We start from the raw sequence: 24,254 nt of genomic DNA, 5'->3' as shown, positions 1-24,254 counted from the left end.
GATTATGGAAGAACTAGATTTCAGTATCAAGCACTGGAACATCATCATCTATAAGATGAAAGAGCTGGAGTGGTAAGAAATTCGATAATATAAAGCATTTTTATGCTCAGTTGTAAAAAAATAACTTTCTTTCACAAATTAGTTTATAACTAAATTAGTATAAAGCATAATCATATTTACTTATCATCATTATTAATCAATAATTAATACCCATAAATTAACTATATCTAATCGCAAAGGGAGGTGGAGATGCGTTTTAAACTAGAAAAAGAAGATATTCCACAAAACGATTGTAATAATAGAATTGGTCGTAGGGTACCTGCACAAATAAGATTAAATAACAAAACAACATTTAGCCTGCCTAGTGTATCTTACATTATCATCGACAACAATATTGGTCTGCACTTTCAAATTTGGGATTTGAAGCATGACGTGGCAAGTATACTAAACGACTTATCTGAATGGCCACAATTAAAGCTAGAAAGGGTAGGAAATGATTACAAATTCGCTTTAGTTACTACCTCTGATCAACCTTATTATTATTACTATGATGGCAAAAATACTATGATAGATACTATTGATCGTATACCTCATGGTTACACAGATGGTTTCTATGTTAACGCATATAATCGTGAAAGCTGTAGTATTTATTATGAACTGCTAGAAAACAGGAAGGTTTTAATAGATCCAAAAGACATAATTAGTAGCAAAAATGTCAGTCTTATTTTGGAAGATCTTAAAAGTTCACCTGATAAAAGACTCAAAATAAAAATAGGAGACTATTTGTTTAAAGAATCAAGAAATATATACAAATTATATAGGAGCGCTCAGGTATATAATTTAACTGGTGGAAAAGTTGGCATATTGAATAATATCCTTTCAGCATTTACTCGTATAGACAATATATTCCAGCTATTCCCTTTTCATGAAATGGAGAGCTTGAAAGCACAAGATACCTATTTCGCAGTAAAAAAGTTAGGCAATAGTTATGTTGGTTGCATATCGTATGAAAATAGCACATGCAAAAATTTTTATAATTTTAACCCTAATTCTTTTGGGTATGAGAACGACAATAGACCAGGTCCATATCCTTATTATTATAACTTAGAAAATTTTGATAACTTTTTGGAGGTTGATGTGAATATTCAAGAACATATAAATTTAGAAACAGAAATTGAACTTTTAAAACGCAGAATAGACAGATTAGAACGTACTGGTGTACAAGGTCCTAAAGGTGAGCCAGGTGAAAGGGGACAAAAAGGTGATAGAGGCTTCGATGGAGCGCCTGGTCCTCAAGGTCCTCCAGGACAAAAGGGCGAACTAGGTTATACCGGTGCACCCGGTGAACCGGGGTTCAACGGCAACCAAGGTTCCAGAGGTGATAAGGGTGACCGAGGTTTTCCTGGTCCAGAAGGTTCTGTAGGTAGCACTGGAGCACGTGGTCCTAAAGGTGAACCAGGCCATTTGGGTCCAAAAGGCAACAAGGGAGAATCTGGTTCTCAGGGTAAGCCAGGTATAGATGGAACAAAAGGTATAAAGGGTGATAGAGGTGTGCGAGGTGAAAGTGGAACGAGTGGGCCAAGGGGTTGGAAAGGTGAGCCTGGTTCTCAAGGTCTAAAAGGTGAGAGAGGAGATACTGGTTCTAAAGGTGATAAAGGAGATACCGGAACAGATGGATTGCCAGGTGCACAAGGTCCTAAGGGAGAGCCAGGCATAAAAGGTGAGCCAGGTATAAATGGAACAAAGGGAGATATTGGTCCTAAAGGATTAGACGGAGCCATGGGAATAAAAGGTGATATGGGTGAGAAAGGAAAGATAGGTTCTAAAGGTCCCAAAGGAGATACTGGTTCTAAAGGTGATAAAGGTAGAGATGCAAGTCCTGAAGAAGTTGCACAAAAATTAATTAATAATGGCACTATTGCTAATCAGGTGCTTGAATATCATGACCAAGGCGGAGATTTAGTATTAGAGAAGCAAGTTGCAGGAAGAATTATTAGTAATCAAGATATTCAAACAGGAATAGCCATTGCATTAGCTGATAACAGAATGGAAGAGCTAGCAGATGTGTTACTAAGTGATGCTAATCATACATTAGTAGAAAACCTTGCAAATAATACCGAGCTAACACAAAGCATTGCAGAAGAACTAAGGAAAAATCCAGGAGAAGTCCAAGGTCCAAAGGGAGAAAAAGGAGATATTGGTCCTAAAGGATTAGATGGAGCCATGGGAATAAAAGGTGATATGGGTGAGAAAGGAGAGATAGGTTCTAAAGGTGACAAAGGAGAACCAGGTGCGAATGGGTTGCAAGGTCCAGAAGGTCCTAAAGGATCAGATGGGTTGCCAGGTTCAAAAGGAGAGCCAGGTCTGAGGGGCTTCAATGGTACACAAGGTCTTACAGGTAACAAGGGTGAGCCGGGTATAGAAGGATTAAAAGGAGATATAGGACCTCAAGGTATAAAAGGTGAGCCAGGTATAAATGGAACAAAGGGAGATATTGGTCCTAAAGGATTAGACGGAGCCATGGGAATAAAAGGTGATATGGGTGAGAAAGGAGAACCAGGTGCAAATGGATTGCAAGGTCCAGAAGGTCCTAAGGGAGAGCCAGGTCTGAGGGGCTTCAATGGTACACAAGGTCTTACAGGTAACAAGGGTGAGCCGGGTATAGAAGGATTAAAAGGAGATATAGGACCTCAAGGTATAAAAGGTGAGCCAGGTATAAATGGAACAAAGGGAGATATTGGTCCTAAAGGATTAGACGGAGCCATGGGAATAAAAGGTGATATGGGTGAGAAAGGAGAACCAGGTGCAAATGGATTGCAAGGTCCAGAAGGTCCTAAGGGAGAGCCAGGTCTGAGGGGCTTCAATGGTACGCAAGGTCTTACAGGTAACAAGGGTAAGCCGGGTATAGAAGGATTAAAAGGAGATATAGGACCTCAAGGTATAAAAGGTGAGCCAGGTATAAATGGAACAAAGGGAGATATAGGTCCTAAAGGATTAGACGGAGCTATGGGAATAAAAGGTGATATGGGTGAGAAAGGAGAGATAGGTTCTAAAGGTGACAAAGGAGAACCAGGTGCGAATGGGTTGCAAGGACCTAAGGGAGAGATAGGTTTGCAAGGACCTAAAGGTCAAGTTGGTAGATCTGGTCTTAAGGGTATGCCAGGTCCACAAGGTCCAAAAGGAGATACCGGAGCTCCAGGTGCGAATGGATTGCCAGGTTCCAAGGGAGAAGATGGAATAGGTGCTACATTAGCTGATCAGTTTTTACGTGAGATAAGAAAAGCAAAAAATGAAACTCTGGATGCTAAAAAAGCAGCAGAGGCAGCTAAAAATGCTTCAGAAGGTTTTGCCAAACAAGCTAAAGATACGGAAGATAAGGTTAAAATACTACACAATCAAACAGTGAATCTTACAGGAGAAGCTGAAGATTCTGCTGATCAAGCACTTCAATCCGCAGAAAATGCGGAAGCATTGCATAGTAGCGTAAGAGATATGTTTTGTACAACAAATCCTGCAGATCAAGTTTGTAGTGCACGCAGAAGAAGGAGGGAAACTAAAAAATCATCAGTGACAAGCGGAGCAAGCAGACCAACTTCATTTATATCTCAAGTAATAAATTTCTTTTACCCTGCGGTAGGACAGGACGAATATAAAGTAAAAAATGAAATACAGGAAGTGGCAAAAATAATAGATGCAGCAGATGTTGTAACAAAATTTGAAGAAGTATTGGGAGCAACAGCTGTGAAATGTGGCATTTCAAAGAAAAGTCTAAATTTTGATCCAGTGGAACTGCAGTCAACCATTATCAATAAGTCATTACTTAATGATGAAAATCATAATGAGTTGTTGAAGTTCTTGTGTGTAACTGCAAAAAAATCACTCCCTAATTACAAACAAACTAGTAAATGTTTGTTTACTTTTAAAGATCATATGGAAAAAAGATTAAAAGACAATGAGCAGCAAAGAGCTTTCGTTAATACTGAAAAAATAGTGGCAAATAATGAGCAGCCAAGGAGTTTTATGAGTTATGTCTCTCCTCCTAGTAGCCTCAGTGCTATTAATCAGCAAGTTGTCGGTTATTTAAGGTAATATCATGGAAAAACATATATTTAAAATAGAGGATAAAAACCCGCTCTATAAAAAATTGATTAAACTTCCTGCTGAATATTATATATTAAACAAAAATAGTAAGGTTATCCATTCACATATTGGTACAATTAAAGTAGAGAATATTAATAGTTTAAAGTTAAAGAAGCAGGGAGATAAAATATCTTTATATGAAGGAAACTTACCCCTGCAGGCAGAAAGATCTGATGAAAGTGGAAACTCTATTAAAGAGGATCTTATTGTAGAACAAGAAGCTATAATAAGTACAAATAGAAACAATATTATAGAAAAGCTTGAATCAAAACCTATCTTGATTTCGCTTTACAACATAAAAGATAGTCCTAACTTTGGCCTCAAATTGTCTGGTAGAGATATAACTGGAGTACTCAATTTTATCAATTTTAACGATGAAAATGACCCAGTACTACAAAAAATTCAAGAAGAAAAAGGTGGACTTTATTTTACAATAGAAGGTGATTATATCTATATATCAGATGAAGAAGGAAAATGTCTTCCAGTATGTGAAGATGGTAGTTGCTATAAGTATCAATACACAAAAAATGAACATGATATATTAGAAATTAGTGAGATATCAACAATAATAAAAAACTTAACTAAAACTGAGCAATGCAGTGCGCCAGCTAAGGCAGAGCAGAATTTTACTTTGCAGCAAGGAGAGAAGTTATCGGATAATATCTATCAAGCAGATATCATGTTAAACGGTAAGCTCGTAGCTACTTTACCGAAAATAGGTTACTGCATGCTTGATGACCAATTGGTCATACATAATCACGTTACAGAAGAAGAGATAAAAATTCCTAGAGACTTTCATTACCTTAAAGTCGTTAAGTCTAGTAATAATGATGATTATCAATTAACGTTTTGTAATTTCTTAGGTAATGAGTTTTTTGAACATAAAAAATACGATTCTCAATACTCAAATATTCCAGATAAATATCAATATATAAGTTTAAACTGTATGAAAAAGGAATATAAGCCAAATTTCTGCAAGTTACTTAACGATAAACCATCTTTTTTTATTGCAAAAGGAACTACTAATCAAGATTCTTCAGGCCACTGCCCAGCTGATGTATTTGAATTAACAAAAAGTGGAAAAGGTAAGAAAATGGCTACATTAATTGATCAATTTGGCGTTTTTAATAAAGAGGGTAAGTTTCAATATTGTGATTACCATACAAAAGCAGATTACGATGTTTATGATTCTTATAAAATTAATAAAGAGTACAAAACAACAGATGAATTTCTCTTCAATGATGACATAGTTCTTTATACTATTCCAGAGCTATCTTAACCACGCACAAAGTATATTATAATTGTTTCAATAATTGTTTTTAAAATTGAATCGAGTAGACTTTCAAGCAGTGTAAAAATGTATTCTTTTTAGTTTAGATTCGGTACCATTTTGCCGCTCGTTAGTACCGCAGTGGTTTTGTAATAGAACACAAGCTGCAAAAACTTAAGGAAAAAATGGTCAGTGCTTGACACTGGCATCTAGTTCTTTCTATCAAAAATGCTGTAAAGTGTTCACCAATTTAGTTGGATCCCAGTACTGGGATGACATTATGAAGGCCTAGCAGTTTATGACGGTGTCATTCCAGCGCGTGACGCTGGAATCTAGTTCTTATTACCTGAGTCTTCTGAATCCCAGTACTCGGATGACAAGAAAAGAAACACTGGTTTCAATATTTGCATGCATCTGAACAGATACAGATGGCTCAAATGTTAAAAAAAGTATACGCGTCAAGTTAAGAGCAACTACCTTCTTTGACTTGTCAAGAAAGGTCTTTTTTCCCCAGATTCTATTATCACATGCTGAAATGACATCTCTTGCTTCTTCATGTGATTATGCAAAAAGCCCTTTGAATTTTTACAGCTTGAAAAATCTTTATAAAATTTACTTTCTTTAAACACTTTAACTTTCTCTTCATTGTTTAGTGAGCCATGTTTAGAAAAATACTCATCTGTTATTTGAATATATAAACTAATCAGCTCAGGAAAAGTGTAGTCAGTTTTGTTGGAAGACTTTAAACACGTAATTGGCAATTTATGTATATCTTTATCAGCTTTTTTAGAATCAATACATTTATCATTCTTTCTTAATATTATATGCTGCTTGAAAAATTCTTCATATTCCTCAAAACCTTCAAACACTTCTTTTTCTTGGTTTCTACCGCTTTGATCTATTTTTTCTATTTTTGTTGCAAGTTGTGCTGGTTGTTTTATCGTCTTGTCTCCCTCTTGATTAAAGTATAAGGTGTAAGGGGTAATTGCATTAATAATTTTGTGTGTTTTCCAATGGCAACCAAAAACCTTTAGTACTAATTTGATTATTGGAGCAAGAAAAATTTTTAATTTCGCTATGAATCCAAAATAATAAAGAGAAGCTTGTTTGAGTGAACTAGCAGCCTTATTAACTATACATCTTAGATGTATATCCTTATCTTTAAAATTTTTATGAACCTCTGCTGCTACATGTCCACCTAAGCAGTTTCCGAACAATATAATATCATCTGGTTTTATACCTTTTTCCAACAAGTTAGTTACAACTGATATACCAGATTTAACTCTATTGCTACGTATCAGTGAGTTATTTTTACTTAAACCAAATCCAGGATAATTAAAAAGGTATACAGTAATACCTTGATCTGTAGCCCAATCGAAGTTTTGGAAATAATCTTTGCTAGGACTTAATGCTTTATCTCCGCCAATAAAGTATACCAGATGTTTTTCACCTTGATTATTGTTTTGATTTTTACCAAGAAGCGTAATTGTCTCTATTTTCATCCCGTTTTGAGTTTTTATAAATTCTCTCTCAGTTTGCTCTCTTATTTCTTTCATATTTTAACTCTCACTATAATTATACAAAAAAATCTTAAAAAATCAACAAAATCTCAATTTTATGAACAATATAAACTTTTTAAAATTCATTGAATTATGCTTTCAAACGGTAGTACCGGGGTGTGAGTATAATGATTATCAATATATAAAAGTCATAGCGGATAGGCTTGAAGCGGCAAGTTCAGGTGAAGTGAAAAGAATAATATTCAATATGCCTCCGCGTTCAATGAAGTCTATTTGTGTAAGTGTTGCATGGCCCGCATGGATACTCGGAAATCATCCAACTGCAAGAATAATAGTTGCAAGTTATTCTCGGCTCCTCAGCGAAAAGCACTCACTCGATACAAGGTGCATAATGCAATCTGATTGGTATAGAGAGCTATTTCCGAAAGTAGAATTATGCAAAGATCAAAACACTAAATATAAATTTCAAACAGTGCAGAGAGGATGTCGAATTGCAACATCAGTTGGAGGAACATTAACCGGTGAAGGTGGAGATTTCATTATCGTGGATGATCCACTAAGTCCCGCACAAGCTTTGAGCGAAACATTTAGAAAGCGTGCTGCAAACTGGTTTGATCAGGCTTTAGTAACCAGGCTCAACGACAGAAAAAAAGGAGTTATCGTTCTTGTGATGCACAGACTCCATTTAGAAGATTTAACTGGTCACCTCCTCTGTAAACCAAGAAACATATGGCATCATGTCTGTTTACCAATAATAGCTGAAGATAAGGAGATTATTTATTCAGTTAATAATCATATTCCAGAGCATGAACAGGAAATATACTCAAGAAAAGAAGGTCAATTGTTGTATTCCCTAACTGAAGGAAAAGAAGAAATTGAGATGATAAAAGCTGAACTTGGGAGTTATGGTTTTGCTGCTCAATACCAACAAAACCCTCTACCACTTTCAAGTGCTATAATTAAACGAGAGTGGTTGAAGCGCTATAAAAATTTTCCTGATAGCCTCTTGCATGTAACACAAAGTTGGGATACTGCAATTTCAACAAACAATACAAGTGACTTTAGTGTCTGCACTACCTGGACAAAAGTAGATAATACATTCTATTTACTCGATGTATATCGCGCAAAACTTGAATATCCAAAACTTAAAGAGAAAGTTCTGTCGCTGGCTGCAAGGTGGAAGCCACACGCAATTTTAATCGAAGCAAAAGCAAGCGGTCAGCAATTGGTTCAGGAGCTCAGGAAAAACAGTGATTTACCTATTATTCAAATAGTACCACATGATGACAAATTAACTCGATTTCACCGAATTGTCCCAATTATAGAATCTGAGCGGGTTTTTCTCCCTAACCAAGCAGTATGGCTTAGCGACTTTGAGTATGAGATTTTAATGTTTCCAGAAATCCGTCACGACGATCAAGTAGACAGTACCGTGCAATATCTTCAGTGGGTGAGAAATAATATTGCTAGAGTGGTAGCTATACGTTCATTGTAGCTTGAAAAGGTTCCTCGGAATTGTGTATAATTTTTTTAACTGAGCTTATTTAACTTATCCATTTTCTGAATGATATTTTAGGGTTTATTGAAATAAATACTACGCAAAAATTCTATCTCTGGGTGCTTAGATGAATATCTTTATATTAGACGAAAATCCTGTAACTGCAGCACAAATGTTATGCGATAAGCACATAGTAAAAATGCCGCTAGAAACTGCTCAATTGCTTAGCAGTGTTTTTTCAATAGCATTAAAAGAGCCAAATCCTTTAGTCAGCATTACAAACCAGAATATAGAAGTTCCATATAAACTTACTCACAAAAACCATCCTTGTTCTTTATGGGCTAGACAATCAAAAGGAAACTTTGATTGGTTAATAAAACATGGAAAAGAATTGTGTATAGAATATAGCTTGCGATACAAAAGAACGCATAAATCCGAAGAAGTTATAGATTGGTGCGATAATAACAAGGATTTGCTAATATTTCGATCAGCTGATATACAAGCTTTTACACAAGCGTTACCTGATCGATATAAATGTAATAACCCAATAGAAGCATATAGAGAATATTACCTAAAAGAAAAGATGAGATTTGCTAAGTGGGAAAAAGGTAGAGAAGCACCAGATTGGTTGCTAGACAAAATGCTATAGGTTATAAAATTATCCAAACCGATCATAAAAAAGGTAGAATTGAAGTTGCAAAAGCAATGCTGGCTGATAATGTTGATGTTTATCAAGTTTATTGATCTTTCTATTTGTGAGATTAAAGAATTCAGTAAACTGTTATTCCCAGTATATGGTAGGCTACTTGCACTATAGAGTGTCATGTACACATCTGTACTAAAAAGCAGAGGTAAATCTAAGTCAGTTTAGATATAACATTTACTTTAAAAAACTTTATTTTACGCTGATATTCTAGCGCTTTTCTGTGGTATTTTGTTGGGGTATAATTTGCAAAACTATCTTCCTTATAGGTTAAAAAATTACACTGCTTTATATGTAACTCTATCCACTCTGCATAATCCTGATGATCAGTTGCAATAAATATTTCACCTGTGACAAGTATTTTTTTTGCTAATAAATTTAAAAATTCCGTATTAATTAACCGTCTTTTGTTGTGACTTCTTTTTGGCCATGGATCTGGAAAGAGAATAAAGAATTTTTCAACACTGTGGTCAGGAAAATTGACAATTAATTCTCTTGCATCTTCTGTCCATATTAAAATATTTTTTATGCTGTGTGCTTCTATGCTTTTTAGCAAGGAAGAGACCCCCTTTAAATAAGGCTCACATCCTATAAATAATAGATCAGATTCATTGAATGCCTGATGGAGCATATTTTCACCATTACCGAAACCTATTTCTACTCGTATTCTTTTTTGTAAGTCTACGATCTTTTTTATAGATTCCTTGCTGTTTTTAATAGAATACTTCTTCAAAACATTCAACTTCAACCTAGATCTTCTGGAAAATGACCTAATCCAATTATTATTCCTAGATAACATATCTTACATAACTTAATCTTTTATAGCTTAAACAATTCTCGAAATGAATTAATGAGAATTTACTTGTCACTAATTATTAATATTATATAATATATGAGTTCTAATGAAGTTAAAATTAAAAGGTATGGAAAGTACAGTTGCTATCAAGAGGCTATCATCAAATAGGTTCATAGAAGAGATATTTCAAGATCAATTTGATAATCAAGACAATGACTTTTGTGAAGATTCTTTTGCTAACAAAATCAAAGAAGGAGATGTGGTAGAAGGTATAATCACAAGAAGAAATTCTAATGATATTGTGGTTGATGTTGGTTTAAAGTCAGACGGAAGAATTCTGATTAAGGAGCTCAGTTGTAATGATGATATCACTGTTGGCTCGAAAATTAGAGTTTATGTTGAGAGAATTGAAGATTACCATGGTAATGTTGTTCTTAGTCGTGAGAAAGCAATCAGAGACGAAAAATGGAATAAATTGGAAGAAAGCGCAGTTACAAAAGATGAAGTAACAGGAATCATTAAACGCTCAATTAAATGCGGTTTTATTGTTGATCTTGGTGATGGAATAAGTGCGTTTTTACCGCTGAGTCATGTGGATTTGAAGCAAATAAAAGATGCTAATCACCTTATTGAAACTGAACAAAAATTCATCGTGCTTAAAATGGATAAGAAGCAGGGGAATATTGTAGTATCAAGAAAGCTGGTATTAGAGAAATTGCATGCTGGTGAAAAAATTAAGTTTTTAGAATCTTTAAATGAAGGTGATGTAGTAGAAGGCAAAATAAAAAGCATCACTCACTACGGTGCATTTGTTGGCATTCATGAATCAGATACAGTGGGAGTTATAGATGGGCTGCTACATATTACAGATATCTCTTGGAGTAATGTAAGTCATCCATCTGCAATTTTTTCTTATGGTCAGCATATAAAAACTAAAATTATAAAAATAGATAGAGAAAATGGAAAAATCTCCCTGGGTGTAAAACAATTAGGAGACAATCCTTGGCAAGATCTAGAGTCAAAATGTCCAATTAACAGCGTACACAAAGGATGTGTAACGGGTATAAAAGATTGTGGATTCATTGTTGAGATTAAACCTGGGATTGCGGGTTTGGTACACTCATCAGAAATAACTTGGAGCAAGAGTAATTTACCAATCAGTAGTTTTGTAACAATAGGACAAGAAGTGGATGTAAAAATTCTCGGTATTGACATTATTAAAAATAAGATGAGTTTAAGCACAAAAAGGTGCGTAGAGAATCCTTGGCAAGTATTTATTGATAAATATCCTCTTGGTTCTATTGTTTCTGGTAAAGTTAAAAGCAACAATGGTTCACAAATATCTGTGACTTTTGATAATTCTGAGATATCTGAGGACGTAGAAGGAACAATTTATATGCAAAATCTAAGTTGGTCGAAAAACAATTCAGATGAGATAAAAAAGTATAATGTAGGTGATGAAATAGAAGCAAAAGTGATAAGGGCTAACGTAGATCGGACAAGAATTTATCTTGGAGTAAAGCAAATAGAGTATGATCCTCTTGAAGAACTGATAGAGAAAGTTAAAGTAGGGGATAAAATTCAGGTTACTGTAAGTAAGAGAGAGGAAAATGGTCTAATCGTTGAGGTTGAGAACAATGTAACCCTTTTAGTAGATCAAGAGCATTTACCAGAAAATAAAAAGTTTTCTATATCAGAAAAAATACAAGTTGAAGTAGTAGGTGTTGAAAAATATAATATAATATTATCTGCCAAATAACTTCTTGTGCTTCATATAAATGGCAACGAAATCTGATATAATAGCAAAAGTGGCAAAAAAACACCTTTTGTTAGATAAGGTCATTATAGCAGACATAGTTGATAGTTTCTTTCGAGTGTTTTCAAACACGTTGAAATATCATAATAGAGTTGAAATCAGGGGGTTTGGTTCTTTTTCAATTAGAAGCTATAACTTGAAAGAAGCAAGTAATTTGACGTCACAGAAGGTTGCAAAACATCAATACTTTAAAACTTATTTTCGTAGCAGTAAAAAGTTATCCCTCTTGATAAATGAATAAAAATCTATATTGTAATTTTGAAAGTTGTACAATATAGCATCATATGCAAGTAGTAGAAATAGTTATACATAATAACACATATAAAATATCTTGCGAAAGTAAAAAGAAGGACCATTTATTACAACTTGCTAATAGCTTCAACAAGCTAGTTAGCTCCATATCTCAAAGAACTGGAGGTAAGGGCTCAGATGCATTAAATTTCTTACTTGCAGCATTGACTCTCGAAGACAAAATTTTAGAATTAACAAAGCGATTAGACGAAATAAATCAAGAATGCAAAAAGTATAGGGAGGAAAAAAGAGTAGAATATGCTGAAGTATTAGATAGGGTAAACAAGATTATTGGGTGCATAAGTGATTAAAGCAAGCAATCAAATCGACTACCTCACTACTCAAATCAGGGGGGAGAAGTTTCTTACGAGTGATGTAACAATATAATTCGCAATCATCAAGATCAACTATTTTTTCGTATTCAATTAGTTCACTTAAGGAAAATTTATCAAGATATTTCAATGCAAAATGACCTAAAAGTATATCAGTTTCTTTACAACCCCTATGCCAACTCCTATACATCAGTTTTCTTCTTAATAAGGAGATATCTATCATTGTCATTAAACTTTTTTTTAATTTAAAGACTAAACTAAATACTTGTCAAGCAAGGCGCATTTTAATATACTCAACGTTTGATTAAGATTTAAAACATAGGTGGAATTAATTTCTCATCAACTTAGTGCTGGAATATATTATTTTTTATCGTTTTCTTTAATAATTTCTATCATAGTATTCGTGCATGAATGTGGGCATTATATTGTCGCTAAAGCATGCAAGGTTAAAGTTGAATCTTTTTCTATAGGCTTTGGTCCTGAAATTTTTGGTTTTAACGACAAATCTGGAACTAGATGGAAATTAAGTGCCTTTCCATTGGGTGGCTACGTTAAAATGTTAGGGGATACTAATGCAGCAAGCGTTCCTGTTGATCAACAAAAATTAACTGAAGAAGAAAAATTATACTCATTCCATACAAAACCTCGATATCAAAAAGCAGCAATAGTTTTTGCAGGGCCTTTTGCAAACATGATATTTACCGTTATAGCTTTCACAATATTTTTCAGCGTGGCAGGTTATTATCGTACTCCACCAGTAATTGGTAATGTAATTGAAGAAAGTGCAGCAAAGCAAGCTGGCCTATTACCAGGTGACACTATTACACAGATCAATGAGTACAAAATAAAATACTTTGAAGATATTTCACGCGTGATAATGTCCAATCCTGAAACAAGAATAGAAATTAAGTATAGAAGAAATAACGAAGAGTACAGAACTATTCTAACTCCGTTTACAGTTGAGGATAGAGATGTCTTTGGTAACATAATAGAAAGAAAAACTATAGGAATTACCTCAATTAATATGATAGGGTTAAAACAGTCATCTTTTCTTGGAGCTGCTAGCCTATCAGTGAATGAAACCTACCACACTATGTGTTTAACAATCAAAGCACTCTTTCAAATTGTTGTTGGTAAAAGGAGTATAAACGAAATAGGTGGGCCAATAAAAATCGCAAAATATTCAGGGCAATCAGCCAAAAAGGGATTTATTATGGTTCTATATTTTATGGCAATCATTTCAGCTAACTTAGCTGCAATTAACTTGCTGCCAATACCACTACTAGATGGTGGGCATTTATTTCATTATATTATAGAAGCAGTTATACGTAGAGATTTGAGTTTGAAATATCAAAAATATGCAGTCACTTTTGGTGCTACCATACTGTTTTTGTTGATGGCAGTTGCAATCACAAATGATATTAGGCATCTTTTTTAAGATACATATGAAAAAGTTATTTCACATACTAATAATAATATTTATTTCTTTTCCCACTCTACTTGTTGCTCTAGAAAATAAAGAAAAAGTACAGATAAAAAATATTAAGTATATTGGCAATGAGCGAGTAAGTGATCAAACAATAAGGTTTTATACAAAATTAGAACCAGGTAGTCATATAAATGATGATGATGTAGATTCAGTTATAAAAGATTTATACAAAACAAAGTTATTTGCTAGTATTAACGCCTATATCGATGATGAAAAAAACTTAGTAGTAAAAATTCATGAGAATCCATTGATTAACAAAGTAATATTGAAAGGCAATAAGTTATTTAACAGTAAAGAGTTGCTAAATAACGTTATCCAGTCAAAATCACTAACTATTTTCACTGAAACAAAATTACAAAACGATTTAATAAATCTAGCTACTCTTTATAGGAACAGTGGTAAAATTGGTGTTAAAATTGCATATGAGCTAGATAAGCTTGGTAGCAATAGGATAAACCTAATTTTTAAGATAAAAGAAGGAAGAACATCTAAAATTAAGGGTTTACGATTCATAGGTAATAAAAGCTTTTCAGCAAATGAGCTAGAGCAAGTTATCAAAAGGCATAGCAATGATATATTTAGTAAGTTATTTAGAGCCATTTTTAAAAGCGGAACTCATTATTCACCTCAATATCTACTGATTAACACAGAACTGCTTGATCGCTTCTATTCATCTAAGGGATATATTCAAAATAATATCCAACCAATTGTTGAGGTTGATAATAACAACCAAATAGAGTTAACTTTTTTGATTGATGAAAAGCAGCAATACTTATTTGGAAATAATGAAGTTGATATTGAAACTGAGATTAAGGATTTAAGTTTAAGGGAAGAAATATTAGAATTTATCAAAGAGGAAAATAATCAAATATTTAATAGAGTTAAAATTAACAATACAGCAGAAAAAATAAGTAAACATTTAAACGAAAAAGGATATATATTTGCAAAAGTTAATCCAGAATATACACAACATAACAATATTGTGGATGTAACTTACAAAGTGCTACCAGGTAAAAAGATTTATATAAACCAAATTACTATTGATGGCAATGACCGCACTTTAGATAAAGTAATTAGAAGAAAACTTAGCATGGCAGAAGGCGACGCATATAACACATCTGAGATTCAAAAATCACGTAGAAAACTTATATATAGCGATTTTTTTGAAACAGTAAAAATAAATAGTTATATAGTGGATGAAAATGCAGTAAATCTTGATTTAAATGTCAAAGAAAAAAGAACTGCCTCGTTATCTTTAACAGGTGGCATGTCTCTTCCTGGTGGAGTATTTGTTAAAACCGATTTCACAGATCGTAATTTATTTGGTAGTGGTAAAGAGGTATCTTTTGCTCTTGAAAAAAGTCAATATGTTCTTTCTACTAGTATAGACGCTGTTGAAAATAATTTTAACGATTCTGATACTTCACTAGGCATGAGTATTTTTTATGAAAAACAAGACAAACCAAACACTACTTTCGATACCTGCAACTGGGGAGGAATAGCAAAAGTATCATATAAAATCTCAGAAAATCTAACCAATTCCTTTCAATATTCTTATAAGTATAATCACATACACATGGACAATAAGGGTGGAAAAGATGAGGATATCTCTGAGATAATAAGAGATCAAGAAGGTGAGTATCAGGTTTCATCAGTGGGATACACGTTAGCGTACAATAAACTGGATAACCTCTATACTCCTAAAGAGGGATATTTATTGCGTTTAAGTCAGGATATTTCAGGATTATGGGGAAATGTAAATTTCCTAAAATCTGAATTCTTATCTTTTTATACACACCCTATATTAAGCAAAATTGATGATGATATAACATTGCGCTTTAAAGTAGCAGCAGGTCATATTTTTTCCTATACTAATAAAGAGCTCAACATTGGCCAGCACTTCTTTAAAGGTGGCAATGAGATTAGAGGATTTGACCTTTCCGGCATTGGACCAAGAGCAGAAGACAAAAATCAAAGCTCATTGGGAGGCAAAACTTATTTTAATTTAACACAGCAAGTAGATTTTCCACTATCTAAATTATACGACTATGCTGGTATCAAAGGCTCACTATTTGTTGACTATGCAACACTTTTTGGTTTAGATGAAAAGAAGGGATATAGTGGGAAATATTACGATAGTAAGCTTATAAGAGTATCACCAGGTTTTGGCTTTTCAATGCCTTCTCCTTTTGGTAGAATTAGATTAGATTTTGGGTTTCCTTTAGTAAAGGAAGCTTATGACATAATACCATCGACAAACGTTAAAATTTCTATTGAAGCGGGGATTTAAATGAAATATATACAGTTATTTACATCAGTTATTGCCTTAATTATTTCCTTATTTGTGGGGTATAAGTTTGTAGGGTATCAACCTCAGAGCACGCTTAATACAAAGGCTGCCATTATTGATAGTGATAAGGTTATCAATGAATCTCTGGCTCTGCAAAATATACAACAACAAATAAAGGAGCAGAATTCTAGATTACAGAAGGAATTTGAAAATGAGTTAGAAAAATTTAAGCCATCGAAAGAAGAATTTGACCTTTTGTCAGAAGAAGCAAAAAAAGAAAAGACAGAACAATTTAGTAAGCATACTGTAAGTGTTAGGGATAATTACGCTAAGAAAATGTCAAATTTAGAAGAAAACTATAGAGAAGCAGTAGAAAGTGTCTTTAACAAAATAAAAGAAGTGGCTAAAAGAACGGCAGAAAAAAACAATGTAGATTTAGTACTATTTATTTCAAAAAAGAACCAAGTTCTATACTCTATGGATGAGGTTGATTTATCAGATGTGGTATTAAAAAATGTAAACAAGGAAATACCTGAATTTGCTTTGCAAAGCATTGAGTAGGCTTATGCAATGTAATATCAATGATATTATAAAAATACTACCACATTCTTATCCTTTTCTCTTAGTAGATAGGGTTATAGAATGCGAACCTGGTAAAAGTATAAAAGCAATCAAAAATGTGACTTTCAACGAGCCATTTTTTATTGGTCATTTTCCTGGCCATCCGATAATGCCAGGAGTTTTGATAATTGAGTCTTTAGCTCAGGCATCTGCTATATGTGTCCTCGGTAAAGAAACAATAGAAAATAAAGTTGTTTACTTTATGTCTATTGAAAACGCAAAATTCAGAAGACCAGTTATTCCAGGGGACACGTTGGTTCTTCAATCCAATATAAAAAATGCGTGTTTGGGTGCATGCAAATTTGAGTGTGTTGCATATGTTGGGGAAGAAAAAGCTGCAGAAGCAACAATCTTAGCAAGACTGCAAGAAAAATAAAATCTTCATCTGCAAGAAACAGTATGTACACTGTATAGTATAACAATGCAAATGAATTTCAAAATCTCATTTTCAAACTTATACACTTGTAGTGGATTAATAAAATTAGATGAGACGTTTTTAGATTATATAAAATCGTGCGATGAAAGCTTGTTTTGTTCATTAATTGAAGCAAGAGAAAAAGCAGCTTCTTCTTTGATGTCATCCCAGTGCTTGACACTGGGATCCATAGAACAACCAATGTTGGCCACTCAAATGACAGATAGTCAGTTAATAATAGACCTCTCATATTTACTTGATGAATTTATTGCAAAACTTTTTAATATTGGAAAAGAAGCAGAGGAGCTAAAGAAAAAGCACAACGACTTTGCTGCAATATATAAGTGTAAAAGGTTATTTGTTCAACGCTATGCATTAAAGAAGTACACTGATATAGCAGATATAGATATTGATTATGTTACCAGCAAATTAAATCGCTTTCTTGCCCTACCAACAACAGAAAAAAATTTTGCTGAGCAGGTGATGCGTTGGTTGGAAAATAAAGAGGATCACAAAGAAGAAATAGAACTTGCAGCGCAATATGCAGCGTGGAGAGTGAAAAATAAACAGAGTATACTTTTTAGTATTCACAGAAAAATTGATCACGAAAATCTCGTATCGTTCTTCAAAAAAGAAGTAGACGAAGTTGAGGTATTGTATTCAAGCAAAACAAAAAGACGACATGGTTTTGATCTGACAAGTGAAAAGGTGAGTTTGAATAAAGCATTGGATAATGCTCATTACTGCATATTTTGTCATAAGCAAAATAAGGATAGTTGTTCAAAGGGGCTAAGTAATAACGACAATACCTTTAAACAGTCCCCACTCAAAGTTGAATTGCACGGCTGTCCACTAGAACAGAAAATATCAGAAATGAATCTGGTGAAAAGCGAAGGGTACAGCATAGCAAGCCTTGCAATTGTAGTAATAGATAACCCATTATGTGCAGCTACTGGGAACAGAATATGCAATGATTGCATGAACTCATGCATATATCAGAAACAAGAACCTGTAAATGTGCCAATGATTGAAACAAGGATTCTAGATGATGTGCTCAGTTTACCGTATGGATTTGAAATATATTCTCTGCTTAGCCGTTGGAATCCTTTAAATTTTCAGCGTCCATTGCCAAAAGGAAACACAGGAAAAAACGTCCTAGTTGTAGGGCTTGGTCCTGCGGGTTTTAATTTAGCTCATCATTTATTAAACGATGGGCATAACGTTATCGCCATTGATGGACTAAAGATTGAACCTTTGATCGATAATTTTCAGCTAATTAAAGATTTCGAGCATGAAAAACTAAGTGAACGCACAGCTGGTGGATTTGGTGGAGTAGCAGAGTATGGCATAACCTCTAGATGGAACAAAAATTATCTAAAAATCATTAGACTTTTGCTGGAAAGACGTGAGAATTTCGCACTTTATGGAGGTATTCGTTTTGGTGGCACGATTAATGTTGATGACGCGTTCAACTCGGGTTTTGATCACATCGCCCTAGCACTTGGCTCTGGCAAGCCACGAATGATCAAAATAAAGAATATACTAGCTCGTGGAGTGCGTATGGCATCTGACTTTCTTATGTCGTTACAACTGACTGGCGCTCTTAAATTTGATTCTATAGCAAGTCTGCAAGTTCGTATGCCGATAGTTGTAATAGGGGCTGGGCTTACTGCGATTGACACTGCCACTGAAGCTTTAGCGTATTATCCAATTCAAGTAGACAAATTTCTACTTCGTTATGAGATATTAGTTGATAAGTATGGAAAGGACTGTGTTGAAAAAGATTGGACAGAAGAAGAGCACGAAATTGCGAATGAGCTCATATCGCACGCAAAGTTGATCCAAGCAGAGCAAGAATTAGCAAAAAAAGAAAGTAGAGAAATAAAAATATTAGAGTTAATGCAGAGTCTTGGGGGAGTGAAAGTTGTATATAGAAAAGAGCTGAAAGACTCGCCAAGTTATCGATTAAATAGCGAAGAGGTGCAAAACGCATTATCAGAAGGGATTTACTTTATTGAAAACTTAGAGCCAGTTGAAGTTGTGACAGATAAATATAACCATGCTGAGTCAATAAAACTGATAGACACAAAATCCGGCGAAATCAAACGTATAAAAGCACGTTCTATTTTTATAGCAGCAGGTACTGAGCCAAATACAGTTATTGCAACAGAAGATAAAAAGCATTTTAAATTAAGTAATGGGTATTTTACTCATTTGAATTCATCAGGAAAAGAAATAGACCCAATATTTTCTCCTAAAATGCAAAATAAAGATAGAATATTAGTGTATAAGCAAGGCAATAAAACAATCAGCTTTTTTGGTGATCTTCACCCTTCGTATAGCGGCAGCGTCGTGAAAGCTATGGCAAGTGCTAAGAACGGCTACCCTATTATTTCTCAGCTTTTGAGTGGAGTGATCCAAACAGCTAATCAGCCAGCGTCACGCGCTGGAGTGACGCTGTTCCGTCAAGCTAACAAAGAATTCTTTAATAGAATCAAAGAGCAATTCACTGCAAAGGTTATAAAAGTTCAATATTTAACAGACAAAGTTGTGGAAATAGTGATCAAAGCACCACTTGCGGCAAAGAATTTTAAACCTGGACAATTTTTTAGGTTGCAAAATTTTGAAACCAATAGCAGAAAAACTCACCTCACTATGGAAGGTATAGCAGTAACCGGCACTGAAGTAGACAAAAAAAAAGGATTTATTTCTACTATTGTGCTTGAAACTGGCGGTTCCACTAATTTATGTAAATGTTTTAAAAAAGGTGAACAAATAATTCTTATGGGTCCAACTGGCAGTCCTACTGAGATTGGTTAAACCTATTTTGTACTAACTATACCATAATGTATATTATTTATTAATAAATCTATACTATAATAATGATTTTTATTAAGGTAGTATTATGACACATCAGTTAATATTCACACTTCCAAAAGAAAGCTACTCTATAGCTATAGGACCATGTTCTGCAAAAAGTAGAAAGTGTAAGGAGTTTATAGCAAAAAACGAAGACGTAGGTATGAAATTTCTTATTTCTACTAAAGATGATACTGGCAAAACAGGAAAAATGTCCCTTTGTAAAGATAATAACGGTCAAGATGAGTGTACAACATCCTACACAGTTCAATCTCCAGTAATTTATAATGATCTTTTTAATGATAGCTTTAGCTACGTAAGTGTTCTTTCGGATCATGATAAAGGACATTTAACTAGGATGCGCAATGAATTCGATAAATATAATATTGATTACAAAGTTATGGATGACGGTAAAACACAGAATGTGCTGTCAGAGGATTTTATGATCTAATTTTCATTATACAGCTACTAAAGAGCTTTCTTGATTCCAGTGTCCGCTACTCGAATGCCGTCATTACAGTACTTGATACAGGGATCTATAGCTAAAACAATTTAAGATTCCGCTACGTGTTAGCGGAATCTATGCTGAGACACCGCGGCGGTATCTAAAAAAAGCGTTAAAGACTAGATTAGCAAAGAATTCTTTAATAGAATCAAATATTGCGAAGAGCATAAAAGTCGAATGAGTGCATTGAAAACTGGCAGCTCCATTAGATTTATGCAGATACTTAAAACAAAGAAAGTAAATCACTCTCAACTAGCAGACTTACTGAAGTTCTGGATATTGAATTGATGCCAAATTTTATTTCAAAAAGTAAATAATTTACTAACGCTCGTGCACAAATTAAAAATAAATTATGCACGAGTGTAGCACTGTGAATTAGGAGTGCTATATTAAAGCTTACCTCACTATTAAAGCTATCGGTCAGATTAGATTAAAAACCTAATCTGACCGGTTTCTCTATAACCTTCTAAACCCTGATATAATTATATGGTAATTAGCTTAACTAGTGGTTAATATGCAAATTGATTTTATTTGTATGTTGAGGTAGCATAAACCATACTGTTTTACATCATTGTGCAACTTTATAAATTTTTATTGCTATTTCTATTGACTACATTAATAGTGATAGTCCTAATATTACCTAAAAATTTAGGTACTACACTGAATTGCTCTCATCCAGTTCTAAATTTTGATTTATCTTTTCGCATCGTACTAATATCTTTTTTATCAGTTGCATTTTTAGCTGTTCTACCAACACAAAATTTGACTTTTTCAGAGATGCTATCTTTTTTTGCTTATACTACCTGCTCACTCTGTGCAATTTTATCCAAGCAGATAATGTTGGTTATAATATTCTTTGAATTAATGACCATCAGTGCATTTTTTATTATCGCAGCTAGCTGTAGAGATAGTGGATCTGCAATAAGGTACGCTTGTGTACACTTTTTGGTTGGAGTTATATTGACAGCAGGATTGGCACTTCAAAGCACTAACCTGATAATTTTGGGTTTATTGATAAACTGCGCTTGTTTTCCTTTTTCGTTTTGGGTTGTTGATGCATATCCTGCTGCATCACTACATGGCACTACATATCTCTCTTTATTTACCACTAAAGTCTCTTTTTTAGTGATGCTTTTACACACTTACACCCTATGGCAAGATTGTACTGAAATATTAGCACTTGTAGGCGCCATCACTGTAGTTTACAGCATTATATTTGCTTCTCTTGAGCAAAATATTCGTAGATTTCTATGCTATAATGTTGTAGGACAAATGGGCTTGCTGATTATTGCAGGAGGTTTACTCAGCCCTTCGGAAAAGGCAATACCAATTTTGATGCTACACATAATTTTCTCTCTTGTTTATCAATCATTATTGTTTGTGGTTAGCAATGCGATTATTTCGCGGACAAAAACAATTAGTTTTAATGGAGTGGGTAAATTGATGTCAGTCGAAGGCATGTGTGCTATAATTGCGATATTCACAGTGGCTGCATTTCCTGGAACCGTTGGATTTATTAGCAAATCATACATTACAGCCGAGATTGAAGCAAGTGGTGCTAATTTAGAAGTGTATAAAAATTTATACAAGATTCTAAATTTACTGCTTTATTTAAGCGTGGGGCTCAAGTTTTTCTATTACATATTTATCGCTAAAAGCAAGTCCAAACCTTCAGAAGGGAAAGAAGGTAGAATAACAATGATTATTTTAGCATTCATATGTATAATTGCTGGCAACCCTTACTTGCCTATTTACAATAACCCTTCGATTTTCGATTTTGTGTACAACACAAAAAATATTTTGTCGCAATTTAATTTGTTATTATGTACCACTTTATTGTTTATTCCTTTACGCAAGTTATTTTACCCAAGAATAAATTTTAAAATGGATATTGATTGGATTTTTAGAGCTTTCGTACCCTATATTGTCTTGCTGTTCAATCAATTGGTCTTTAAAGCGAGAGAAATGTCTGCCAACGTACTGCAAAACTTGACTAATTCACTTACTAATTTATACTTTAATAATATTACTAAACTTAAAGAAGTGCTAAGTTATAACTCAGTAAGTTTTGTTTCAGCTTCTTCTCTCTTTTTAATGAGTATTCTACTAATGCTATTATGTTTAAATCGTTAACTGAAAGTTTAAATTCTGTATTTAGTAAACTGAGAGGAAAGTCGATCATTTCTGAAAATGATTTTAATCTTGCCATGCGTGAAATACGTATAGCTTTAATTGAAGCTGACGTTTCACTTGAAGTTGCAAAAAAATTCATCAACGACATTAAAGATAAAGTGATTGGGGAAAAAGTCATAAAAAGTGTTTCTCCAGCACAAATGATAATTAAAATTGTGCAGGATAATTTAGTTGCAGTTCTCGGATCAGAGAAAAGTGACTTAAATCTAGCAGTTAAACCCCCTGCTGTGATTATGATGGTGGGCTTACAAGGTGCAGGTAAAACAACTACCTCAGGAAAGCTTGCTTTAAAGCTAAAAAAGCAAAAGAAAAAAGTGATGCTTGCCTCTTTAGACATTTATAGGCCGGCTGCCCAGAAACAACTTGAGGTGCTAGGTAAACAGATAGACGTACAAACTTTATCTATAGTAATAAATGAGGAGCCTATTGCAATTACAAAAAGGGCACTGGCAGCAGCAAAGAACGATAATTATGATGTATTAATACTAGACACCGCAGGCAGGCTTCATATTGACAATAATATGATGAATGAGTTGAAAGCCTTAAAGGAAATAGCTTCACCTGCAGAAGTTATTTTAGTAGCCGACGCAATGATAGGCCAGGATGCGGTCAACATTGCCAAATCATTCAATGAGGTAATAGGTGTAACCGGCATTATTCTCACCCGTGTTGATGGTGATGCACGTGGTGGTGCTGCTCTTTCTATGAAAATGATCACCGATTGTCCAATTAAATTTATTGCTTGTGGTGAAAAATTAAGTGACCTCGATGATTTTTATCCCGATAGAATTGCAAAAAGGATACTTAGCATGGGTGATGTTGTATCATTGGTTGAAAAAGCTGCTGAGATTGTTGGTCAGGAAGAAATTGATAAGTTACAAAAGAAAGTAAAAAAGGGTAAATTCGACCTAAACGACCTAGTGGGAATGTTAAAAACTCTGAGTAAAATGGATGGCATTAGCAACATAATGAAATTCATCCCTAGTTCATTCACAAAAAAGCTAAGTAGCAGTGTGCCAGACGACAATAAAGTGAAAAAATATATAGCCATCATAAACTCAATGACCGAAAAAGAAAGGCAAAATCCAGATATTTTAAATGGCAAAAGAAGACTTAGAATTTCTAAGGGGTCCGGAACAAGTGTAACTGACGTTAATCTTCTAATTAAGCAGTATAATCAAATGAGCTCTATGGTGAATAAATTCAGTAAAGTTGATCATAATAAACTCAAAGAATCTGATTTAATGGATATGCTGAGCAGAAAATAAATCAGCAGGTAGTAGAATGAAATAAAATCATCAGTTGTAACTGCTTTTGAGTAGTGAAGTAACAAATTCAATAAATTTCCGCAGTTGGAATTGGCATAATAATAAAAATTGATATAAGTTACTTTAGCTATATTTAATGCGTTGTTTTATAGCTAACACACCATACCACCGTGGCACTACACTAGTAACAGAACGACAATTGTCAGTAGCTCAAGTTAGGCTAGATATGGCATTCACAATATCGTTTG

Annotated in this window: 18 protein-coding genes; 15 read left to right on the top strand and 3 right to left on the bottom strand. The window is 34.0% G+C overall.

Annotated features, from left to right (window positions below; translation table 11 throughout):
* The first annotated feature begins 249 nt into the window (after positions 1–249).
* On the top strand, positions 250–4,089 hold the full coding sequence (locus tag ACICP1_RS00640; protein WP_395460893.1) for a collagen-like protein: 3,840 nt from the start codon (positions 250–252) through the stop codon (positions 4,087–4,089).
* A gap of 4 nt (positions 4,090–4,093) precedes the next feature.
* Positions 4,094–5,419, top strand: a complete 1,326-nt coding sequence (locus ACICP1_RS00635; protein ID WP_395460892.1) for a hypothetical protein — start codon at positions 4,094–4,096, stop codon at positions 5,417–5,419.
* Between the two features lie 464 nt (positions 5,420–5,883).
* Here the strand turns inward: ACICP1_RS00635 and ACICP1_RS00630 are convergent, their stop codons facing one another.
* Complete coding sequence (locus ACICP1_RS00630; RefSeq protein WP_265041975.1) at positions 5,884–6,966, bottom strand: alpha/beta hydrolase; 1,083 nt, start codon at positions 6,964–6,966, stop codon at positions 5,884–5,886.
* Positions 6,967–7,027: 61 nt separating this feature from the next.
* On the opposite strand from ACICP1_RS00630, the gene terL reads away from it, so the two are divergent.
* Together terL and ACICP1_RS00620 are read left to right on the top strand one after the other, a co-directional pair.
* A complete protein-coding gene (gene terL / locus ACICP1_RS00625; protein ID WP_395460891.1) occupies positions 7,028–8,425 on the top strand; it encodes a phage terminase large subunit in 1,398 nt (465 codons plus the stop codon).
* 130 nt (positions 8,426–8,555) lie between these two features.
* Positions 8,556–9,077: a pyrimidine dimer DNA glycosylase/endonuclease V gene (locus tag ACICP1_RS00620; protein WP_007302421.1), complete on the top strand. Its 522-nt coding sequence runs from the start codon at positions 8,556–8,558 to the stop codon at positions 9,075–9,077.
* Between the two features lie 208 nt (positions 9,078–9,285).
* Here the strand turns inward: ACICP1_RS00620 and trmB are convergent, their stop codons facing one another.
* A complete protein-coding gene (gene trmB / locus ACICP1_RS00615) occupies positions 9,286–9,930 on the bottom strand; it encodes a tRNA (guanosine(46)-N7)-methyltransferase TrmB (protein ID WP_265041917.1) in 645 nt (214 codons plus the stop codon).
* Positions 9,931–10,033: 103 nt separating this feature from the next.
* On the opposite strand from trmB, the gene ACICP1_RS00610 reads away from it, so the two are divergent.
* The 3 genes from ACICP1_RS00610 to ACICP1_RS00600 are packed head-to-tail and all read left to right on the top strand — an operon-like array spanning position 10,034 to position 12,345.
* The gene (locus ACICP1_RS00610; RefSeq protein WP_264375979.1) at positions 10,034–11,686 is read left to right on the top strand and encodes a 30S ribosomal protein S1; all 1,653 of its coding nucleotides are present in this window, start codon (positions 10,034–10,036) and stop codon (positions 11,684–11,686) included.
* A gap of 19 nt (positions 11,687–11,705) precedes the next feature.
* Entirely contained in the window at positions 11,706–11,984 is a 279-nt protein-coding gene (locus ACICP1_RS00605; RefSeq protein WP_010404234.1) for an HU family DNA-binding protein, read from the top strand.
* Between the two features lie 43 nt (positions 11,985–12,027).
* Positions 12,028–12,345: a cell division protein ZapA gene (locus ACICP1_RS00600; RefSeq protein WP_010404232.1), complete on the top strand. Its 318-nt coding sequence runs from the start codon at positions 12,028–12,030 to the stop codon at positions 12,343–12,345.
* On the opposite strand, the gene ACICP1_RS00595 is transcribed toward ACICP1_RS00600, so the two are convergent.
* The gene (locus ACICP1_RS00595) at positions 12,323–12,589 is read right to left on the bottom strand and encodes a succinate dehydrogenase assembly factor 2 (RefSeq protein WP_010404229.1); all 267 of its coding nucleotides are present in this window, start codon (positions 12,587–12,589) and stop codon (positions 12,323–12,325) included. The two genes, ACICP1_RS00600 and ACICP1_RS00595, sit on opposite strands and share 23 nt — an antisense overlap.
* A gap of 99 nt (positions 12,590–12,688) precedes the next feature.
* Between ACICP1_RS00595 and rseP the strand changes: the two genes are divergently transcribed.
* The 8 genes from rseP to ffh all read left to right on the top strand — a co-directional run bounded on the left by rseP (position 12,689) and on the right by ffh (position 24,006).
* On the top strand, positions 12,689–13,804 hold the full coding sequence (gene rseP, locus ACICP1_RS00590; protein ID WP_395460890.1) for an RIP metalloprotease RseP: 1,116 nt from the start codon (positions 12,689–12,691) through the stop codon (positions 13,802–13,804).
* Positions 13,805–13,811: 7 nt separating this feature from the next.
* On the top strand, positions 13,812–16,145 hold the full coding sequence (gene bamA, locus ACICP1_RS00585; RefSeq protein WP_395460889.1) for an outer membrane protein assembly factor BamA: 2,334 nt from the start codon (positions 13,812–13,814) through the stop codon (positions 16,143–16,145).
* Entirely contained in the window at positions 16,146–16,706 is a 561-nt protein-coding gene (locus ACICP1_RS00580) for an OmpH family outer membrane protein (RefSeq protein WP_395460888.1), read from the top strand. It abuts the gene before it with no gap.
* 4 nt (positions 16,707–16,710) lie between these two features.
* Positions 16,711–17,142, top strand: coding sequence for a 3-hydroxyacyl-ACP dehydratase FabZ (fabZ, locus tag ACICP1_RS00575; protein WP_395460887.1), 432 nt, complete (start codon positions 16,711–16,713; stop codon positions 17,140–17,142).
* A 45-nt stretch (positions 17,143–17,187) separates the two neighbouring features.
* A complete protein-coding gene (locus ACICP1_RS00570; RefSeq protein WP_395460886.1) occupies positions 17,188–20,001 on the top strand; it encodes an FAD-dependent oxidoreductase in 2,814 nt (937 codons plus the stop codon).
* An 85-nt stretch (positions 20,002–20,086) separates the two neighbouring features.
* Positions 20,087–20,491, top strand: a complete 405-nt coding sequence (locus tag ACICP1_RS00565; protein WP_265041921.1) for a hypothetical protein — start codon at positions 20,087–20,089, stop codon at positions 20,489–20,491.
* A 627-nt stretch (positions 20,492–21,118) separates the two neighbouring features.
* A complete protein-coding gene (locus tag ACICP1_RS00560) occupies positions 21,119–22,678 on the top strand; it encodes a proton-conducting transporter membrane subunit (protein ID WP_395460885.1) in 1,560 nt (519 codons plus the stop codon).
* Positions 22,663–24,006, top strand: a complete 1,344-nt coding sequence (gene ffh, locus ACICP1_RS00555) for a signal recognition particle protein (protein WP_395460884.1) — start codon at positions 22,663–22,665, stop codon at positions 24,004–24,006. Before ACICP1_RS00560 ends, ffh begins: the two co-directional genes overlap by 16 nt.
* Positions 24,007–24,254 lie beyond the last annotated feature (248 nt).

Source organism: Wolbachia endosymbiont (group B) of Ablattaria laevigata (genome assembly GCF_964277395.1).
Classification (GTDB): Bacteria; Pseudomonadota; Alphaproteobacteria; order Rickettsiales; family Anaplasmataceae; genus Wolbachia.
This window is presented reverse-complemented; position numbering and strand designations above follow the sequence as displayed.

Excerpts from the sequence above, each read along its gene's own strand:
- ACICP1_RS00640 (WP_395460893.1), top strand. The coding sequence starts at position 250 with ATGCGTTTTAAACTAGAAAAAGAAGATATTCCACAAAACGATTGTAAT.
- ACICP1_RS00635 (WP_395460892.1), top strand. The coding sequence starts at position 4,094 with ATGGAAAAACATATATTTAAAATAGAGGATAAAAACCCGCTCTATAAA.
- ACICP1_RS00630 (WP_265041975.1), bottom strand. The coding sequence starts at position 6,966 with ATGAAAGAAATAAGAGAGCAAACTGAGAGAGAATTTATAAAAACTCAA.
- terL (WP_395460891.1), top strand. The coding sequence starts at position 7,028 with ATGAACAATATAAACTTTTTAAAATTCATTGAATTATGCTTTCAAACG.
- ACICP1_RS00620 (WP_007302421.1), top strand. The coding sequence starts at position 8,556 with ATGAATATCTTTATATTAGACGAAAATCCTGTAACTGCAGCACAAATG.
- trmB (WP_265041917.1), bottom strand. The coding sequence starts at position 9,930 with ATGTTATCTAGGAATAATAATTGGATTAGGTCATTTTCCAGAAGATCT.
- ACICP1_RS00610 (WP_264375979.1), top strand. The coding sequence starts at position 10,034 with ATGAAGTTAAAATTAAAAGGTATGGAAAGTACAGTTGCTATCAAGAGG.
- ACICP1_RS00605 (WP_010404234.1), top strand. The coding sequence starts at position 11,706 with ATGGCAACGAAATCTGATATAATAGCAAAAGTGGCAAAAAAACACCTT.
- ACICP1_RS00600 (WP_010404232.1), top strand. The coding sequence starts at position 12,028 with ATGCAAGTAGTAGAAATAGTTATACATAATAACACATATAAAATATCT.
- ACICP1_RS00595 (WP_010404229.1), bottom strand. The coding sequence starts at position 12,589 with ATGATAGATATCTCCTTATTAAGAAGAAAACTGATGTATAGGAGTTGG.
- bamA (WP_395460889.1), top strand. The coding sequence starts at position 13,812 with ATGAAAAAGTTATTTCACATACTAATAATAATATTTATTTCTTTTCCC.
- ACICP1_RS00580 (WP_395460888.1), top strand. The coding sequence starts at position 16,146 with ATGAAATATATACAGTTATTTACATCAGTTATTGCCTTAATTATTTCC.
- fabZ (WP_395460887.1), top strand. The coding sequence starts at position 16,711 with ATGCAATGTAATATCAATGATATTATAAAAATACTACCACATTCTTAT.
- ACICP1_RS00570 (WP_395460886.1), top strand. The coding sequence starts at position 17,188 with ATGCAAATGAATTTCAAAATCTCATTTTCAAACTTATACACTTGTAGT.
- ACICP1_RS00565 (WP_265041921.1), top strand. The coding sequence starts at position 20,087 with ATGACACATCAGTTAATATTCACACTTCCAAAAGAAAGCTACTCTATA.
- ffh (WP_395460884.1), top strand. The coding sequence starts at position 22,663 with ATGTTTAAATCGTTAACTGAAAGTTTAAATTCTGTATTTAGTAAACTG.